Source organism: Pantoea sp. PNT03 (assembly GCF_014852515.1).
GTDB lineage: Bacteria > Pseudomonadota > Gammaproteobacteria > Enterobacterales > Enterobacteriaceae > Pantoea > Pantoea leporis.
The window spans coordinates 1-247 of the sequence record NZ_JACVBT010000033.1 but is presented as its reverse complement, the minus strand read 5'-3'; the positions used below and the strand labels follow the sequence as shown (position 1 = coordinate 247).

The following is a 247-nucleotide window of genomic DNA, read 5'->3' as shown; positions in this document are numbered from 1 at the left end:
AACGCCTCTGGCGTTGTAAGGTTAAGCCTCACGGGTCATTAGTACCGGTTAGCTCAACGCATCGCTGCGCTTACACACCCGGCCTATCAACGTCGTAGTCTTCAACGTCCCTTCAGGACCCTCAAGGAGTCAGGGAGAACTCATCTCGGGGCAAGTTTCGTGCTTAGATGCTTTCAGCACTTATCTTTTCCGCACTTAGCTACCGGGCAGTGCCATTGGCATGACAACCCGAACACCAGTGGTGCGT

Annotated in this window: 1 rRNA gene; it reads right to left on the bottom strand. The window is 53.8% G+C overall.

The annotated features are described in order from the left end of the window. Window positions 1-17: 17 nt before the first annotated feature. Window positions 18-247: ribosomal RNA gene (locus IB226_RS23145) — 23S ribosomal RNA — on the bottom strand; the annotation flags it as partial.